This window comes from Curtobacterium sp. MCLR17_032 (genome assembly GCF_003234795.2).
GTDB lineage: Bacteria > Actinomycetota > Actinomycetes > Actinomycetales > Microbacteriaceae > Curtobacterium.
This window is the reverse complement of sequence record NZ_CP126268.1, coordinates 2447500-2460263: the sequence shown is the minus strand read 5'-3', so window position 1 is coordinate 2460263 and position 12764 is coordinate 2447500. Positions and strand designations below refer to the sequence as shown.

At 70.6% G+C, this 12764-nt stretch carries 10 protein-coding genes and 1 tRNA gene; 7 read left to right on the top strand and 4 right to left on the bottom strand.

The window, feature by feature from the left end:
- Window positions 1-31 precede the first annotated feature (31 nt).
- The 5 genes from DEI97_RS11535 (at window position 32) to DEI97_RS11515 (ending at window position 5006) form a co-directional block, all read left to right on the top strand.
- Window positions 32-1285, top strand: coding sequence for a sensor histidine kinase (locus DEI97_RS11535; protein WP_111074315.1), 1254 nt, complete (start codon window positions 32-34; stop codon window positions 1283-1285).
- Window positions 1282-2520 (top strand): hypothetical protein, encoded by a 1239-nt coding sequence (locus DEI97_RS11530; protein WP_111074314.1) that lies wholly within the window; start codon window positions 1282-1284, stop codon window positions 2518-2520. Before DEI97_RS11535 ends, DEI97_RS11530 begins: the two co-directional genes overlap by 4 nt.
- The gene (locus tag DEI97_RS11525) at window positions 2507-3208 is read left to right on the top strand and encodes a DNA-binding response regulator (RefSeq protein ID WP_239539788.1); all 702 of its coding nucleotides are present in this window, start codon (window positions 2507-2509) and stop codon (window positions 3206-3208) included. Before DEI97_RS11530 ends, DEI97_RS11525 begins: the two co-directional genes overlap by 14 nt.
- Window positions 3208-3843, top strand: coding sequence for a thymidine kinase (locus tag DEI97_RS11520; protein WP_111074313.1), 636 nt, complete (start codon window positions 3208-3210; stop codon window positions 3841-3843). Before DEI97_RS11525 ends, DEI97_RS11520 begins: the two co-directional genes overlap by 1 nt.
- 122 nt (window positions 3844-3965) lie before the next feature.
- Window positions 3966-5006, top strand: coding sequence for an LLM class flavin-dependent oxidoreductase (locus tag DEI97_RS11515; RefSeq protein ID WP_111074312.1), 1041 nt, complete (start codon window positions 3966-3968; stop codon window positions 5004-5006).
- 499 nt (window positions 5007-5505) lie between these two features.
- Here DEI97_RS11515 and DEI97_RS11510 read toward each other — a convergent pair.
- The 3 genes from DEI97_RS11510 to DEI97_RS11500 form a co-directional block, all read right to left on the bottom strand.
- A tRNA-Pro gene (locus tag DEI97_RS11510) sits at window positions 5506-5579 on the bottom strand.
- A 471-nt stretch (window positions 5580-6050) separates the two neighbouring features.
- Entirely contained in the window at window positions 6051-7004 is a 954-nt protein-coding gene (locus tag DEI97_RS11505; protein ID WP_111074311.1) for a metallophosphoesterase, read from the bottom strand.
- Window positions 7001-9637: a transglycosylase domain-containing protein gene (locus tag DEI97_RS11500; protein WP_111074310.1), complete on the bottom strand. Its 2637-nt coding sequence runs from the start codon at window positions 9635-9637 to the stop codon at window positions 7001-7003. Before DEI97_RS11500 ends, DEI97_RS11505 begins: the two co-directional genes overlap by 4 nt.
- Window positions 9638-9687: 50 nt before the next feature.
- Here DEI97_RS11500 and sp36 point away from each other — a divergent pair, with 50 nt between their 5' ends.
- Entirely contained in the window at window positions 9688-9846 is a 159-nt protein-coding gene (sp36, locus tag DEI97_RS11495) for a Sp36 family protein (RefSeq protein ID WP_181431068.1), read from the top strand.
- Window positions 9843-10304: a RidA family protein gene (locus DEI97_RS11490; RefSeq protein WP_111074309.1), complete on the top strand. Its 462-nt coding sequence runs from the start codon at window positions 9843-9845 to the stop codon at window positions 10302-10304. The genes sp36 and DEI97_RS11490 overlap by 4 nt, the downstream gene beginning before the upstream one ends.
- Before the next feature lie 84 nt (window positions 10305-10388).
- Here the strand turns inward: DEI97_RS11490 and acs are convergent, their stop codons facing one another.
- Entirely contained in the window at window positions 10389-12398 is a 2010-nt protein-coding gene (acs, locus tag DEI97_RS11485) for an acetate--CoA ligase (RefSeq protein ID WP_111074308.1), read from the bottom strand.
- Window positions 12399-12764: the final 366 nt, after the last annotated feature.

Below are 12764 nucleotides of genomic sequence, written 5' to 3'. Positions count from 1 at the left end.
GACCCCTCGACCGCACGGAAGGACAGCCCCGGTGCTCGGCATCCCCACGCATCTCGCCCCTCGGGTGAACGCGTGGTCGACGGTGCGCGCCTTCCACGCGGCGGCGATCGGCTCCCTCGTGGCCGCGGCGCTGCTGTTGGTCCTCTACCGTCTCGACGCCCCGAACGACCACGTCCTCGGCGCCGTCCTGGCCGTCGTGCCGATGCTCGTCATGATCGCCGTGCACACGCATGTCGGTACCTGGCGGTCCGGCGCGGCCTTCCTCGTCGTCGGGGGCATCTGCGCGTGGTGGTTCGCCACGGTCGTGCAACGTGAACTCGCCGACGTCCCCTGGGTCAGCTCCTACCTGCTGTCCTTGGTCGTCGTGCCGCTCGTCCTCATCGGCGGATCGGGGAGTGGCACCCTCCGTGTCGTCCTCTGGTCGGTGTCCGGCTTCACCGTCGGGAGGGTCGTGACCTCCGTCGCAGCTGCTCGGTCCGGCGGCCCTGACCACCCCCTCGTGCTCGCCTGGGTGACGCTCGGCTTCGTCATCGCGCTCGTCGTCGCGGTCAGCCGGTCGACCGCGCGGTCCGAGCGCGTCCAACCCGAACTGCTGCGGTCCGCCCGGGAAGAACACGTCACCGCGTACCGCGCCGGCATCGAGGCAGAAGCCGCCGCGATCCTGCACGACACGGTCCTGAACCACCTCAACGCCATCGCCCTCGCACCGGCCGGACCGATGGACGAGCACCTCGCCCGGACCATGGAGTCCGACGTCGCGATGCTCACCGGCCGGGCCTGGCTCGCAGGGGACGCCGCCGCGTCGGACGGCGCCGATGCGGCCGACGCCGCGTCCGAAGCGGTCACCGCGTTCGAGCGGATGATCGACGAGCAGCGGGCCGCGGGCCTCCAGGTCGCCGTGACGGGCGACCCGTCGTCCGTCGGGCGCCTGGATCCGCGGGCCATGACCGCCGTCGTCCGCGCCGTCGGGCAGTGCCTGGCGAACGTCCTCAAGCACGCCGGCACCGACACCGCCGAGGTCAGCGTCTTCGACGACGGTGCGGCCTGCACCGTGATGGTGGTCGACGACGGGCGCGGGTTCGACGAGCAGGCGACCGGCGCCGACCGGATGGGCCTCCGGAACTCCGTCCGCGAACGCATCGGCCGCGTCGGCGGCGACGTCCAGGTGTGGTCGTCGCCCGGTTCCGGCACGAGCGTGATGATGAGCGTCCCGTACGCGGCGACGATCGGCTCCGCGCCGGTCGTGCACCTCGCCGGTGACGACGACGTGGAGCGTGCGTCGTGACCGCCGGCCGCGCGGACCGCGGCAGCGGCAGCGGCAGCGGCCGCCGGACCGCTCAGCAGTACGACCCGCTCGGCGCGATGGGGTCCCGACCCCTCGCGGTCGTGATCGGCGCCGGCGGGGTGCTCTGGGCGAGCCTGGTGTCCCTGTTCGACCGCGACGTCGTCGGCACCCCGACGGTCAGTGCCCTGACCGTCCTGCTGCTGGCGGCCTCCGCGGTGGTGGTGATCAGCGCCTCCAGTCCGTTCCGTGCGCCGTTCCCGCGCTGGTCGTTCGTCGCCCACGTCGCGTTGCTCGCGGCCGCGACCGTGACCAGTTCGGCGGCGCAGTGGGGGCCGGACCGTTCCCTCGTCAACGACTTCATGGTCCTGCTGTGCGCGGTCGGCATCGTCGAGGTCGCGCCGTACCGGCCGTGGGTGGACCTGGTCGTCGGCGGGCTCGTCCTGGCGGTTGTCAACGGCGTGACCGCCGGGACGGTCGCCGCGGTGTACCCGGCCGGCGTCCCGGTGTCCGTGGCCGCGTTCCTGGCGGCTGCGCCGACCCTGGTCCTGACCGCCGCGGCCGCCGTGTTCGCGCGGACCTTCGCCGGTCTGGCGGAACGGGTCCAGATCCGTGCCGGGTCCTACTCCGTCGAGCGGGCTGAACGCGACGGCATCACCGCGAGCGTCCAGCAGGACCGGTCCACGATCCTGGCGCGCGACGTCGCACCGTTCTTCGCCGAGCTCCGGACCCGCGCCTCGATCACCGACGCCGACCGTGCTCGAGCACGCGCGATCGCCGACGGCATACGCCAGGCGATGGTCGCCGAGGCGGACCGGACCTGGCTCGAGTACGCCGTCCGGGTGTCGGGCGACGCCGCGGCGACCGTCCACGACCCGGAGGGGCTGGCGTCGGCCATGGACGCGGACCAGCGGACCGTCGTCCGGACCTTCGTCCGGGCGCTGCTCGGCTCCGCGACGGTCGACCCGGCCGGCGTCCGGGTCACGGTCGCCCCCGTCGGCGCGCTCGCGCCCGGCCTGGGTGCGGACGGGCCAGCGGCCAGACCGACGGCCGGTGCCGCGGGCTCGACGACGCCGCGGGTCGGGATGACCTTCGACGTCGTGGTCGCGGACTCCGACGTCGGGATCCACCGGACGTTCGATCCCTACTTCGCCGTGCTCCGCGTGACGTTCCCCGACACCGACGTCGCCGTCCGACCATCGTCACTGACATTAAGGTTCTCGTATGACCAGCACTGACCCGAACCGTCTCGCGGAGGGCGGTCCGTCGATGCCGACCCCGGGTTCGCGACGGGTGCGCCTGGCCATCCTCGACGACCACGAGGTCCTGCTCGACAGCCTGTCGAGCTGGATCGCGGTGAACGCCTTCGACTTCGACCTGGCCCTCACCGCACACACCTGGCTCGAGATGGTGCACAGCGACAGCTTCCCGACCGACCTGGTGTTCCTCGACTTCCAGCTCAAGGAGCCCGTCTCCATCGAAGCCCGGGTGCGCACCTGCCGTGCCGCCGGTGCGAAGGTCATCGTGCTCTCCAGCGTCGACGCCCGCGAGTCCCGCGACCGGTCGCTCGCCGCCGGCGCGGCCGCGTTCCTGTCGAAGTCCCTGCCGATGCGCGAGGTCATGGACATCGCGCGCGAGGTCATGGGCGTCGCCCGCGAGACCCCCGCGCAGCGCGAGTGGCGGCCGTTGCCCACCGGCGCGAGCGCCCACCAGCGGCCCAAGCTCAGCCACGGTGAAGAAGAAGCGCTCCGCCTGTACGTCTCCGGCTACTCCACCAACGAGGTCGCCGCGCAGATGAACGTGCAGTACGAGACCGCGAAGACCTACCTGCGCCGCGTCCGCGAGAAGTACGCGAAGGTCGGTCGCCCGGCGTCGAAGAAGTCCGACCTGATCCGTCGTGCGGCGGAGGACGGGTTCCTCGCGTAGTGGCGAAGCTCTACTTCCGCTTCGGCGCGATGAACAGCGGCAAGAGCACCGGACTCCTGCAGGCCGCCTACAACTACGAGGAGCGCGGTCAGCGGGTCCTGCTCGCGAAGCCCGCCGTCGACACGAAGGGCGACCGTGAGATCGTCTCGCGGCTCGGTGTGACCCGGACCGTCGACGTGGTGCTGCCCGCCGACGTGGACGTCCGTGCCGCCGTCGCCGAGGCCGGTGCCACCGACCCGGAGTCCGCGCGCCTGGACGGCATGGTCCGACCGGTCAGCTGCGTGCTCGTCGACGAGGCCCAGTTCCTCACCCCCCGGCAGGTCGACGACCTGCTGCGGATCGCCGTCCTCGACCAGATCCCGGTCCTGGCGTACGGCATCCGCACCGACTTCCGCACCGAGGCGTTCCCCGGCAGCCGGCGGTTGCTCGAGGTCGCGCACTCCCTGGAAGAGCTCAAGACGATCTGCCGCTGCGGACGCAAGGCGGTGTTCAACGCGCGGAAGATCCACGGGCAGTTCGTCTTCGACGGGTCACAGGTCGCCATCGACGGCACGGACGTCGAGTACGAGTCGCTCTGCGCCAACTGCTACCTCACCGAGTCCGGTGGGCGGTTGGACGGCGCCGCCGAGCGCTGACGCGCCGTCCCGGACTGCTGACGCTCCGTCCCGGACTGCTGACGCTCCGTCCCGGACTGCTGACGCTCCGTCCCGGACTGGAGGCGCGGAATGGTCTCGGGGCGGCTCACGTTGGCTCCGACATGAGTGACGCACCCCTGCACCTTTCCGTCCTCGACCTCGCCACGCGCGAGTACGGCCAGTCGAACACCGAAGCCCTGCAGGGCTCGATCGACATGGCCGTCCGAGCCGAGCAGCTCGGCTACGAACGGATCTGGGTCGCCGAGCACCACGGCATGCCGGGCATCACGTCGTCCGCACCTGCCGTGCTGCTGAGCGCCGTCGGAGCCGCGACCTCCACCATCCGCATCGGATCCGGTGGTGTGATGCTGCCGAACCACGCACCCCTCGTCATCGCCGAGCAGTTCGGCACCCTCCGCGCCCTGTACGGCGACCGCGTGGACCTCGGCATCGGTCGCGCACCCGGTACGGACGGGGCGACCGCGATGGCGCTGCGTCGCACCGACCGCCTGGACGTCGACGACTTCCCGCAGCAGCTCGCCGACCTGATCGGGTTCTTCACCGGCATGGAGGAGTCGAACCCGCTCTCCCGGATCCGCGCCGTCCCCGGCTACGGCGACGTGCCCGAGTTCTGGCTGCTCGGTTCCTCCGGGTACAGCGCGCAGGTCGCCGGTGCACTCGGCATCGCCTTCGCGTTCGCGCACCACTTCGCCTCGGACAACACCGAAGCGGCACTGGCGCTCTACCACCAGTCGTTCCGGCCGTCCCGCTTCCGGTCGGAGCCCCTCGCACTGATCGGCGTGCAGGTCGTCACCGACGAGGACCCCGCCGTGGTCGAGGAGCAGAGCGCCCCGGGCATGATCTCCTTCATCCGGATGCGTCAGGGCACGAAGCCCGAGCCGGTGTCCATGGACGAGGCGCGCGCCTACCAGTTCTCGGACCGCGAGCGTCGGTTCATCGCCGCCCGCACCGAGCGTCAGGCGTACGGCACGCGTGAGCAGGTCGCAGCGAAGATCAACGACCTGGTCGAGTCGACCGGGGCGGACGGTGTCATCGTCGCTCCGGGCGCCGCACAGGCGCGCTACCGGCACCAGGCGCTCGAGGTCGTCGCCGGGCTGCACGCCGAGGGGCGTCTGGTCCGCCCGGGCGTCGCGGTGGCGTAGGGGAGCGGCCGGCGCCGCTGGCGGGCGCGGGCCGGCACGCAGCCTGGCTCGCGCTGCGCCGGTTCGGCATGGACAAGCACTACCGGAACCGGTTCGCGCCGCGGGAAACCCTGGCGCGGACCGGTTCTCGTTGTGCGGCGACCCAGCCGGTTGCCGGCTGCTCGGCACGCCGGCCTGGCTCGCCCTGCGCCGGTTCGGCCTGGACAGGCACTACCGGAACCGGTTTGCGCCGCGGGAAGCCCTGGTGCAGACCGGTTCTTGTTGTGCGTCGACCCGGCCAGCGGCACGCCGACCTGGCTTGCACCGTGCCGGTGCGGGTGCGGGGTGGAGATGCACTACCGGAACCGATTCGCACCGGGGGAGGCCCTGGTGCGGACCGGTTCTCGTTGTGCGGCGACCCGTTCGGCCGCCGGGCGGGACGACGGCTGATCCGGAAACAAGGAGAGCCCGCGGAAATGCAGAACGGCCCTGGTTCCGAGTGGAACCAGGGCCGTGGCTGTCGGGGTGACAGGATTTGAACCTGCGACCTCGTCGTCCCGAACGACGCGCGCTACCAAGCTGCGCCACACCCCGCGGTGTGATCACTCCGTTCCCGGAGCAACCCCAGAAGTCTATCCGATGTTCGGGGGTGCTCACGACCACGCGATGTCGGCCGGGCGCGTCGCGATTCGCCGCGTTGAGTCGGACCACACGGCCGGGCCTCCGCACACGGCTGCGGCCGCAGACCGGCGCGCCCCCCGGACCGGCGTCCCCCCGGACCGGCACCCACCGACCCGCGCGGGCGCACGCTGAGCGGCGGGGTGCCCGAGGACCGGCCTGGCGCCTACCGACGCGGCGCGGGAACAAGGAGATGCGCGCAACCGGCCCGCGACCGCAGCTGTCGTGGGAACCAGGACGTGCGGGCGACCGGCCCACGATCCCCTCCGGCGCCCGGCTGTCGCTCCGGCGGAGAGGTCCTCGGCGGACCCGATCGGGAGGCACGTGACCACCAGGTGCACAGGTGACAGCCGGGCGGCCGACCTCCGATGCGGACCCCGGTGTGGCTCAGACTCGGGCGGTGAGAGTGACGACCACGGCCTCGGGGCGTACGGCGAACCGGATCGGGGCGTAGATCGAGGTGCCGAGGCCGGCCGAGACGTTGAGCCACGACCAGTGCGTCCGGTTCTGCCACTGGTGCAGTCCGCTGGCGTACCGACGGGGGAGGTCCGAATTCGTCACCAGTGCCCCGACTCCGGGGACGGCGACCTGGCCGCCGTGGGTGTGCCCGGCGAACACGACGTCCGCGCCCTGCGTGACGAAGGCGTCCAACACTCGACGGTAGGGCGCGTGCGTGACGCCGATGGAGACGGGGGAGGGGCCGGTCTCGTCCTCGGACCAGGGGACCTCGGAGCGCATCTCGTCGACGTTGGCCGGCAGCAGATCGAGACGGTCCCAGCCGCGGTGCGCGTCGGAGGTGCCGAAGAGCTCGAAGCGTGAGCCGCGGACCTCGATCGCACGGGCGCGGTTGTTGAGGTCGAGCCAGCCGAGTGACTCGAAGAAGGCCGTCTGCCGATCGACGTCGAGCTTCGCCGGAGGCGCCTCGGGCCGCATCGTGCTCGGACCGGAGAGGTAGCGCGCCGGGTTCCGCGGGGACGGGGCGAAGAAGTCGTTCGAGCCGTACACGAACGCTCCGGGGATGCCGCGGAACGGCTCGAGGGTGTACTCGACGGCGGCGTTGGCGGTCTCGTGCCCGAGGTTGTCGCCGGTGTTCACGATGAAGTCCGGCTCGACCAGGCTGAGGTCGCGGATCCACTGCTGCTTGTCGGCCTGCCACGGCGCCATGTGGATGTCGGAGAGGTGCAGCACCGTCACGTCACGGGAACCGGCGGGCAGGACGGGGACCGTCTCCCACCGGATGCCGAACCGCCGGCGTTCGACCAGTGCGCCCCAGGCTGCCGAGGCGACACCGACCGCGGCACCCGCGGCCAGGACGCCGAGGGCACCGCGGCCGCGGCTCATCGGCAGTCCTTCGGCGCCTTGCCGTCCTTGTTGCCGAACAGCTTGAGGGTCACCCCGGTGGTCTTCGCCGTGGCCGTCCCGGCGCCCGGAGCGACCGCGGCGACCGTGCACTCGTTCTTGCCGTTGCCGCGCTCGTAGTCGCCCGCGACGGCCACGTTCGTGAACCCGGCATCGGACAGGGTCGATTTCGCGTCGTCGACCTTCTTGCCGCCGACATCGGGGACCGAGGCCTGCGAGCCGTCGGTGGTGTAGACCGTCACGCTCGAGCCCTTGGAGAGCTGGAGTCCGGCTGCCGGACTGGTCGACGAGACCGTCCCCGCGGTTCCGCCGCCGGACTGCACTCCGCCGTCGACGTAGGTCAGGCCGACGTTCGCGAGCGCTGCCCGTGCCGCGTCGGGGGTCTGCCCGGCCACGTTCGGGACGGTGATGCTGTTGCCGCGGATGGCCGCCGCGGACGGGGTCTCGAACTCGCCGCCCGGGTACTGGGTGTTCACGACGGCCTGCGCCTGGCGCCAGAGCGCGGTGCGGGAGCCGGCGTACTGGCCGTTCGGACCGTAGACGAACCGGAGGCTCTGCTTGCCCTCGATGTTGCCCATCCACGCAGCGGTCGCGGCCTTGCTGGTCGCGCCGACGAGCCAGATCTGGTCTGCTTCGTCGGTGGTACCGGTCTTGGCGAACTCGTCGAAGCCGTCCGGCGTCCGGCCGTTGACCGCGGTACCGATGGTCAGGACCTTCTTGAGCGCGTAGATCGCGGTGGCCGCGACCTGCGGGTCGATCGCCTGGGTGCAGTCCTTCGGCTGGCCGCCGAGCGACTTGCCGTCGGCGTTCGTGACGTTGTCGATCGCGATCGGCCGGCAGAACGTGCCCTTGTTCGCGATGCCCGCGTACGCGGCAGCCATCGTCAGCGGTGCGATGTAGTTGGTACCGAGGACGAACGACGGGTTCGTCCGGACGTCGCTCGTCGTCTTCTTGGACATGTCGTCCGCGTACTCGGTCGAAGTTGCGCGCGGCTTCGCCAGGTGCACGCCGAGACTCTCGGCCGTGTCGCGGATGTCGCAGAAGTCGAGCTTCTGGGCCATCTGGACGTACGAGTTGTTGATCGAGCGGTAGGTCGCGTTCTCGACGGTCATGTTGCCGCCCTCGCCCGGTGCGTCGTTCCGCACCGGGTACGGCGTGTAGATCGGCGACTTGCACTGCGTGAAGCTCGAGAACGTCCGCGGCGTCCCGTTCACGATCTCCTGCAGGCCGTGGCCGTTCTGCAGCCAGTTCAGCAGCGTGAACGGCTTGAACGTCGAACCGGTCTGGAAGCCCTCGCCGCCGCCGTACTGCTGGTCGACACTGAGGTTCAGACCCGTGTCGGTGGCCGGCGCACAGGCGTTCGGGTCTGCGCCCTGCGAGCCGCACTTGGCCAGCTGGTTGTAGTTCTTGTTCTGCACCATCGTCAGCACACGGCCGGTGTCGGCCTCGACCGAGTTCAGCACGCCACCCAGGGCGAACCTGGACTCGGTGTTCGGTGCGTACTGGTTGATCAGGTCCTTCTGCGCGTTGTTCAGGTCCAGGTTCAGCGTGGTCTGGATCGTGTACCCGCCGTTGCGCCAGGCTGCGTCGCGCTGCTTCTGCGTCGCACCGAGCTGCGACATCTGCTTGACGATCTGCACGGCGTAGTCGCAGAAGAACTGCGAACCGTTGCCGGCGGAAGCCTTGCAGCCCTGGGTCGGGTCGGTCAGGTGCACGTAGTCGGCCGGCTTCGAGGCGATGGCCTCGTCGAACTGCTTCTTGTCGATGTGCTTCTGCGCGTACATCGACTTGAGGATGACGTCACGTCGGGCGACGTTGGCCTCGTAGAACTTGGGGTCCGACAGGTTGCGGGTGTTCGGCGACTGCACGATGGCCAGGATCGACGCGCCCTCTGCGGGGGTCAGGTCCGTGGCGTTCTTGCCGTAGTAGTGCTGGGCCGCGGCCTGCACGCCGTAGGTCTGGTCGCCGAAGAAGGCGATGTTGAGGTACCCGGTGAGGATGTCCTTCTTCGAGTACTTCTTCGCGAGCCCGATCGCGAGCTTCATCTCCTCGAGCTTGCGGGAGACCGAGACCTTCGTGGCCTCGTTGTAGGCCTTGAGGCGCTCTTCCTGTGTCGGGAGCTCGAGTGCCTGCTGCATCTTGATGTTGCGGACCAGCTGCATGGTCAGGGTCGAGCCACCGCCCGAGTCACCGAGGCCACCGCCCGCGACCGTCCCCACACCAGCTCGCACCAGCGAAGTCATGTCGACCCCGCCGTGGTCCCAGAAGCGCTTGTCCTCGCCGTCGATGGCCGCGTTCTTCAGGTTGTCGCTGATCTGGTCGTACTTCAGTTCCTGGCGGTTCTGGTCGTAGACCGTCGCCAGGTGCACGGGCTTGCCGCCCTGGTACGCCAGCACTTCGTTGCGCTGGGGCAGGTCGCCGAGCTCGATGTACTCGGGCAGGGACTCGAACACCCCGATGGTCGAGGTCGTCGTCACACCGGCGACCGCGATGGCCGGGGTGACCCCGATCGTGACGAGCAGACCGGCGAGTGCGCTGAAGCCGACGAAACCGATGAAGGCGCCGACTGCGGAGACGGGCTTGGTCCGACGGGCAGACGTCTTCTGGGCAGACATAGGATGCAGCCTAAACGACACCTCGGACTGAAAGGCTGGCAAGGAACCGCATGCGCCGCTGGGAATACCTCACGACTCCGTTGATCATCCACAACACCACTGCCATCCTGAACAACTTCGGTGACCAGGGCTGGGAGCTGGTCCAGGTCGTCACCGGCCCGGAGGGCGGCCTGGTCGCCTACCTGAAGCGTCCGAAGGCCGACGCATGAGCATCGAGGACCGCCTGCGCGAGCTCGGCCTCACGATCCCGGCCGTCGCCGCGCCCGTCGCGGCGTACGTCCCGGCCGTGGTCTCGGGCTCGCACGTCTTCACCGCGGGGCAGCTGCCCTTCGTCGACGGCGCCCTCCCGGTCACCGGCAAGGTCGGGTCCGCGGTCGACGCCGAGACCGCGACCGCGCAGGCTCGGCAGGCCGCACTGAACGGCCTCGCCGCCGTGCAGAGCGTCGCCGGGTCGCTCGACCGGGTGGCGAAGGTCGTCAAGGTGACCGTCTTCGTCGCCTCGGACCCCTCCTTCACCGGTCAGCCCGGCGTCGCGAACGGCGCCTCGCAGCTCATCGGCGACGTCTTCGGTGAAGCGGGCATCCACGCCCGCAGCGCCGTCGGCGTCGCGGTGCTCCCGCTCGACGCCCCCGTCGAGGTGGAGCTGATCGTCGAGTTGACGGACTGAACCACCGGCGGACGTGACCGGTCCGCGGACAGCAGGAGAGCCTCCAGACCGACCGGCCTGGAGGCTCTCCGCACGTTCACCGCGTCACATCAGTTCCGCGATGGTCGCCATCACCGTCGGGTCGGCCAACGTCGTCGTGTCGCCGATGCGTCGGCCCTCGGCGGCGTCGCGGAGCAGGCGGCGCATGATCTTGCCCGAGCGCGTCTTCGGCAGCTCGGGGACGATGACGACCTGGCGGGGCTTCGCGATCGGGCCGATCCGCTTGCCGACCCAGTTGCGCAGTTCGGTCGCCGCGGACACGCGGTCGACGTCCGCCGCGGCGTCGGCGGTGAGGATCACGAACGCGACCACCGCCTGTCCGGTCGTCTCGTCGGCGGCACCGACGACCGCTGCCTCGGCGACGCCCTCGTGACCGACCAGTGCCGACTCGATCTCGGCCGTGGACAACCGGTGCCCGGAGACGTTCATGACGTCGTCGACGCGTCCCTGCACCCAGATGTCGCCCTCGCCGTCCAGACGGGCACCGTCGCCGGCGAAGTAGCGGCCGGGGAAGCGTGACCAGTACGTCTCGACGAAGCGGTCCTGGTCACCCCAGATGCCGCGGGCCATCGCAGGCCACGGCTCGGTGATCGTGAGGTAGCCGCTGCCACCCGGTCCGACGCGGTTGCCGTCGTCGTCGACGATCTCAGCGACGATGCCGGGCAGCGGAGTCTGGGCGGCGCCGGGCTTGAGCTTCGTGACGCCGGGCAGGGCCGAGATCATGATGCCGCCGGTCTCGGTCTGCCACCACGTGTCGACGATCGGGGTGCGGTCGTGACCGATGACCTGCCGGTACCACTGCCAGGCCTCGGGGTTGATCGGTTCCCCGACGCTGCCCAGCAGGCGCAGGCTTTCGAGGCTGCGTGCCTCCGGGATCTGCCGGCCGGCCTTCATCGCCGCGCGCACCGCGGTGGGTGCGGTGTAGAGGACCGTGACGCCGTACGCGTCGACGAGGTCCCACCACCGGCCGGGCTTCGGCTCGTCGGGGGTGCCCTCGTACAGGACCTGTGTCACGCCGTTCGCGAGCGGGCCGTAGACGACGTAGGTGTGCCCGGTGATCCAGCCGATGTCGGCGGTGCACCAGTAGACGTCCTTCTCTGGGTGCATGTCGAACACGTTCTTGTGCGTGTACGCCGCCTGGGTCAGGTAGCCGCCTGAGGTGTGCACGATGCCCTTGGGCTTGCCGGTCGTGCCGGACGTGTACAGGATGAAGAGGGGGTTCTCGGCGGGGAACGCCTGCGCCTCGTGCTCCGGGGCGGCTGCGGCGAACTCGTCGTGCCACCAGCGGTCCCGGTCGGTCCACTCGACGTCGTTGCCGCCGCGCTGGACCACCAGCACGTGCTCGACGCTCTCGGTGCCCTCGCCCTGCAGGGCCTCGTCGACCGCGGGCTTGAGCGGCGAGACGGCACCCCGGCGCCAACCGCCGTCGGCCGTCACGACGACCTTGGCGCCGGCGTCCTCGATGCGGGCGCGCAGGCTCTCTGCGCTGAAGCCGCCGAAGACGACCGAGTGGATCGCACCGAGGCGGGCGATCGCCAGCATCGTGACCACGGCCTCCGGGATCAGCGGCAGGTAGACGACGACGCGGTCGCCCTGCGTGACGCCGAGGCCCGCGAGCATGTTCGCCGCACGCTGCACGTCGGCGGTCAGCTGCGCGTAGGTGATGGTGCGGGTGTCGCCGTTCGCGCCCTCGAAGTGGATCGCGACGCGGTCGCCGTTGCCCGCGCGGACGTGCCGGTCCAGGCAGTTCTCGGCGACGTTCAACTCGCCGTCAGCGAACCAGCGGGCGAACGGGGCTGCGGACCAGTCGAGCGTGCTCGTGAACGGTGTCCGCCACTCCAGCAGGGCGCGGGACTGCTCGGCCCAGAAGGCCACCCGGTCCGCGCTGGCGGCGTCGTGCAGGGCTCGGTCGGCCACCGCGTCGGCCACGAACTCCGGCGACGGCGGGAACGTCGTGGCGTCACCGGGGGTGTGGTCGGTCTGGTTCTGGTCGGCCGGGTTCTGGCCGGCACCGGTCTGGTCGGCACGGGTCTGGTCCTGCTGCGGAATCGTCATCGATGTCCTCTCGTCTCGTCCGCCGGGGTCGCGGTCGGGCCACCGAGGCAGTCGATGACCGGGCGCCTCCGGAGACTACTCCGAGCGCCGACGCCGCCGAGGCGCCTGTGGACAACTCGCTCACCGCGGATGCTCGGCTCCGGTCCCGCACGGCCGGATGGTCGATCCACGCACTCGATCGCGTTCTCCGGTCAGAGGTGTCGTCGGATCCGGTTCCTGGGGTACAGTTGTTCCTGCCGGGCTCGTTCCCGGTGGCGCCGGCCAAGATTCCCCCCAATCCGCCGGTGTCCTGGCGGCACCCGTTCCCCCCAACAGGTGCCGCCTCTTCTTTTTCCCGCGGCGCCCGCATCTCCCGGGCCCTCCGTG